5 protein-coding genes and 1 tRNA gene are annotated in these 4,516 nt (G+C 67.4%); 2 read left to right on the top strand and 4 right to left on the bottom strand.

Annotated elements, in window-relative coordinates; genetic code table 11:
• Window positions 1-514, bottom strand: a 514-nt coding sequence (locus ACNPM4_RS00905) for a tRNA (adenine-N1)-methyltransferase (protein ID WP_448984385.1), incomplete at its 3' end; no start/stop codon positions are given.
• The gene (locus ACNPM4_RS00900; RefSeq protein WP_448984384.1) at window positions 511-1,203 is read right to left on the bottom strand and encodes an HAD family hydrolase; all 693 of its coding nucleotides are present in this window, start codon (window positions 1,201-1,203) and stop codon (window positions 511-513) included. The genes ACNPM4_RS00905 and ACNPM4_RS00900, both read right to left, overlap by 4 nt.
• Window positions 1,204-1,284: 81 nt before the next feature.
• Between ACNPM4_RS00900 and ACNPM4_RS00895 the strand changes: the two genes are divergently transcribed.
• Window positions 1,285-2,133 (top strand): PAC2 family protein, encoded by an 849-nt coding sequence (locus ACNPM4_RS00895; RefSeq protein WP_029263408.1) that lies wholly within the window; start codon window positions 1,285-1,287, stop codon window positions 2,131-2,133.
• A 7-nt stretch (window positions 2,134-2,140) separates the two neighbouring features.
• Here the strand turns inward: ACNPM4_RS00895 and ACNPM4_RS00890 are convergent, their stop codons facing one another.
• On the bottom strand, window positions 2,141-2,965 hold the full coding sequence (locus ACNPM4_RS00890) for an undecaprenyl-diphosphate phosphatase (RefSeq protein ID WP_105709918.1): 825 nt from the start codon (window positions 2,963-2,965) through the stop codon (window positions 2,141-2,143).
• A gap of 40 nt (window positions 2,966-3,005) precedes the next feature.
• On the bottom strand, window positions 3,006-4,301 hold the full coding sequence (locus tag ACNPM4_RS00885; protein WP_448984383.1) for a M20/M25/M40 family metallo-hydrolase: 1,296 nt from the start codon (window positions 4,299-4,301) through the stop codon (window positions 3,006-3,008).
• Between the two features lie 112 nt (window positions 4,302-4,413).
• Here ACNPM4_RS00885 and ACNPM4_RS00880 point away from each other — a divergent pair.
• Window positions 4,414-4,496: transfer RNA gene (locus tag ACNPM4_RS00880), tRNA-Leu, on the top strand.
• Window positions 4,497-4,516: the final 20 nt, after the last annotated feature.

The following is a 4,516-nucleotide window of genomic DNA, read 5'->3' as shown; positions in this document are numbered from 1 at the left end:
GCGACTCGACGAGGTCGCCCACGACGACGCGCCAGGTGTCGGGGTGTTCGCCGAAGAACGTCTCGACGTTGCCGCGGGCGACGTCGGCGAAGTCCTCGCGGCGTTCGAACGAGATCAGGTTTCCCCCCGGGCCGACGGCCCGCAGGAGCGAAAGGGAGAGCGCCCCGGATCCGACCCCGGCCTCGACGACCGTCGCTCCGGGGAAGATGTCGGCCTGCATCACGATCTGCGCCGCATCCTTCGGGTACACGATCGCTGCACCGCGGGGCATCGACATCGCGAAGTCCCTCAGCAGGGGACGGAGCGCCAGGTAGTCGTGTCCGGAGCTGTTGGCCACGACGGAGCCGTCGGGAAGGCCGATCAGGTCACGATGGCGCAGCACGCCCTGGTGCGTGTGCAGCTCCCCGTCCTCGCGGAGCGTCACCGTGTGCAGGCGGCCCTTCGGACCGGTCAGCTGCACTCGGTCCCCCGGTCGGAAAGGACCACTCGGCCTCGGTACGCGGCTCTCGGTCATCGGTTGGCTCCTGTCGCGACGTTGATGCTGTCGAAGAGGTCGGTGAGGTCGCCGGCGTTCCGCCCGGCAAGGGTCGGCCACAGCCCGTGCGCGCCGAGATGGTCCAGCGGCACGATGTGCGGCACCGCGAGGGTCAGCGCACCCGAGGCGAGTCCGGCGCGGACGCCGGTCGGCGAATCCTCGATGACGATCACCTCGGCGATGTCGACGTCGAGAAGTGCCGCGGCCTGCAGGTAGGGCTCCGGGTGCGGCTTCGGGTTGTCCACATCGTCCCCGGCCACGACGAGGTCGAACGCCTCGAAGTCGATCAGATCGACGACGCTCAGCGCCATCCTCCGCAGGGACATCGTCACGAGACCCGTCGGAATTCCCGCGCTCCGAAGGTCGCTCAGGAGTTCGCGAGCTCCCGGGCGGAACGGCACGCCACTGGTGCGGAGCGAATCCTGCACGGCGTCGGTCAAATTGTCGACGATCGCCTGGGCCTCCATCGTGACGCCAGCCCCCTGGAGGATCACCGCGCTGTCGAGCAGGCCGCTTCCGACGAGCTGCAGCGCATCCGCGTGACTCCACGATCCGCCGAAGGATTCGACCAGCGCCGTCTCGGCCGCCATCCAATAGGGTTCGGTGTCGACGAGTGTTCCATCCATGTCCCACAGGACCGCGCTGGGCTTTCTGCTCACTGAACCCATGCTAGCCGGGGTACCGCCCGCATCCCGCCGTCGCGGACTAGCCTGGAAGGATCTCGTCCACGATCTCGAAGGGAGCCCACGATGGATGTTCTCGGTCAGCGCATCGTCATCGCCGCCTTCGACGGCTGGAACGATGCGGGTGAAGCGGCGAGTGGCGCCATCGAGGCGCTGCGGGCTTCATCGGAGTACGACCTCGTGCACTCCGTCGATCCCGAGCTGTACTTCGATTACCAGTACACCCGACCGTCGAGCCGGATGGATGCCGAGGGCCGACGTCGATTGACGTGGCCGGAGGCCGGGCTGTGGCGTCCCCGCGATCCGGGGCCGGGACCCGAGTTCTGGCTACTCACCGGCGCGGAGCCCGCGCGAACCTGGCAGGCGTTCGCCTCGGAGTTCATCGACGTGGCTCTGCGCGATGACATCACCGGACTCGTCACCCTCGGCGCGATGCTCTCGGACGTCCCCCACACCCGGCCGATCTCGATCTTCGCGTCCAGCCAGAACGAGCAGGTGCGGGAAGCTCACGACCTCGAGCGCTCGCTCTACGAGGGCCCGGTCGGCATCCTTTCCGTCATCGAGCACTTCGCCGAGAACGCGGGGATCCCCACCGCCAGCCTGTGGGCCAGCGTGCCGCATTACGTCGCGTCGGCGACGCCCTCGCCGAAGGTGACTCTCGCCCTGCTCGACCGGCTCGAGGAGCTGACCGGCGCCGATGTGGATCGCCAGACGCTGCGCACCGAGGCCGCGGCGTGGGAGGCTTCGATCGATGCGGCCGCGTCGGAGGACGAAGACATGGCCGAGTACATCCGTCAGCTCGAGCGCACTCGCGACACGTGGGACTCCCCCGAGGCGTCCGGCGATGCGATCGCGCAGGCATTCGAGCGGTATCTCCGCCGTCGCGACGACGGTCCAGGAGACCGCAAGCGCTGAGTCCGGGTCAGGCCGCGATCACACCGGTACCGAGTAGGACCAGGAGCACGGTGCCGAGCAGGATCCGGTAGATCACGAACGGCAGGAAGCTGCGCTTCGAGATCCAGTTCATGAAGAACGCGATGACGCCGAGCGCCACCACGAACGCGATGCCCGTCGCCGCGAGCGTGTCGCCGAACGAGAAGAACGACGGCTCGTCCCAGCTCTTGAACACCTGGTAGAAGCCACTGCCGAACACCGCGGGGATCGCGAGCAGGAAGGCGTAGCGGGCGGCAGCGGCGCGCTCGTAACCGAGGAAGAGCCCCATCGTGATGGTGCCGCCCGAGCGGGAGACGCCCGGGATCAGCGCCAGTGCCTGCGCGAATCCGAAGGCGATGCCGTGCGGGTACGTGAGGTCGTTCAACTTCCGGCGCTTCGCCCCGACGTAGTCGGCGACGCCGAGCAGGATGCCGAAGACGATGAGCATGATCGCGACGATCCACATCGACCGGAGGACCGTCTCGATCTGGTCCTGGAAGAGCAGCCCGAGAACCACGATCGGGATGCTGCCGATGATGATCATCCAGCCCATCCGCGCGTCGGGATCATTGCGCGGCGCCTTGCCGACGAGCGAGCGGAACCACTGGCCGATGATGCGCACGATGTCACGCCAGAAGAACACGACGACCGCGGCCTCGGTACCGATCTGTGTGATCGCGGTGAAGGCCGCGCCCGGGTCCTCGCCCGACGGCAGGAACGTGCCGAGGATGCGCAGATGGGCGCTGGAGGAGATCGGGAGGAACTCGGTGAGTCCCTGGACGATGCCCAGGATCAGTGCTTCGAGCAGGTGCATGGAGAGCTTTCAGTTCAGAGAGGCACGGAGCGCGCAGCGCTCAGTACGTGCGCAGCAGATCGGCCAGCACCCGCTGGCCGAAGACAAGCGATTCTACGGGTACTCGCTCATCGACTCCGTGGAACATGCCTGTGAAGTCCAAGTCGGCGGGGAGCTTCAACGGCGCGAAGCCGTACCCGGTGATGCCCAGGTAGGCCAGCGCCTTGTTGTCGGTGCCGGCGCCCAGCAGGTACGGGATCACGGGGACACCGGGGTCGTGGCGACCGATGCTGGCGACCATCGCCTCGACGAGCTCGCCCTCGAACGGTGTCTCCATGCCGATGTCACGGACGACCGTCTGGATCTCGATGTCGTCACCGACGATCTGCTGCAACTCGGCGAGCACATCGTCTTCGGTCCCGGGGATGACGCGGACATCGATGAGTGCCTCGGCACGCTCCGGGATCACGTTGTGCTTGTATCCGGCGGTCAGAGCCGTGGGATTCGTGGTCGTCCGGAACGATGACCTCAGGAACGCCTCCGCGGGGCCCGCGGCAGCGGCGAGGGCATCGGGGTCGTCGGCACTGCGCCCGCTCAGCGCGCTGAGGCCCTCCAGCAGCGCCGTGGTCGTCGGCGTCAGACGGATCGGCCAGCGCGTGCGGCCGATCGCCGCGACGGCCTCCGAGAGCTTCGTCACGGCATTGTCGTCGTGCAGGCGGCTGCCGTGACCCGCACGACCCTTCGCCACCAGGCGGATCCAGATCAGCGCCTTCTCGCCGACCTGCAGCAGGTACGCACGCCGATCGTCCACAGTGATCGAGTACCCCCCGACCTCGCTGATCGCGGCCGTCGCCCCTTCGAACCACTCCGGGCGGTTCTGGACGACGAGAGCCGAACCTTCGACGCCCCCGTTCTCTTCGTCGGCGAAGAACGCCAGGATGAGGTCGCGCTCCGGCTGCTCCCCCGCCCGCAGGATCTCGGCGACGGAGGTGAGGATCATCGCGTTCATGTTCTTCATGTCCACGGCGCCGCGTCCCCACAGCATGCCGTCCTGGACGAGGCCGGCGAACGGATCGACGCTCCAGGCGTCGGCCATCGCGGGCACGACGTCGAGATGTCCATGCACGACGAGTGCGGGTTTGGTCCGATCGCGGCCCGGAACACGGGCCATCACGTTGGTACGGCGCTCGATCGGCTCGTAGTACTCGACCTCCAGCCCGAGCTCCTCGAGGTAGGCGCCCACGTACTCCGCAGCCTCACGCTCGCCCTTCGCATTCCCTCCACCGAAGTTGGATGTGTCGAAGCGGATGAGGTCGCTGGCGATGCGCACGACCTCGGGAAGAGAGGGATCGGTCATGTGCTCCAGGCTATCGAAACGGCGAGCCACGCCCGGGCGTACCGCTCGGTTCGAGAGGCCGCGGGGAACGTGGTAATGTCATTCTTCGGTCGGCAACGATCATCCAAAACCTGCGCGGGTGGCGGAATGGTAGACGCGCTACGTTGAGGTCGTAGTGCCCGTAAGGGCGTGGGGGTTCAAGTCCCCCTCCGCGCACAGGTAGAAGAAGGCCCCCG

It is taken from the genome of Microbacterium umsixpiens, assembly GCF_053543675.1.
Note: the sequence above shows the minus strand (reverse complement) of the source record. Positions and strands in the feature narration are given on the sequence as shown.

Coding starts and splice junctions, on each gene's coding strand:
- ACNPM4_RS00895 (WP_029263408.1), top strand. CDS start 1,285: ATGGATGTTCTCGGTCAGCGCATCGTCATCGCCGCCTTCGACGGCTGG.
- ACNPM4_RS00890 (WP_105709918.1), bottom strand. CDS start 2,965: ATGCACCTGCTCGAAGCACTGATCCTGGGCATCGTCCAGGGACTCACC.
- ACNPM4_RS00900 (WP_448984384.1), bottom strand. CDS start 1,203: ATGGGTTCAGTGAGCAGAAAGCCCAGCGCGGTCCTGTGGGACATGGAT.
- ACNPM4_RS00885 (WP_448984383.1), bottom strand. CDS start 4,301: ATGACCGATCCCTCTCTTCCCGAGGTCGTGCGCATCGCCAGCGACCTC.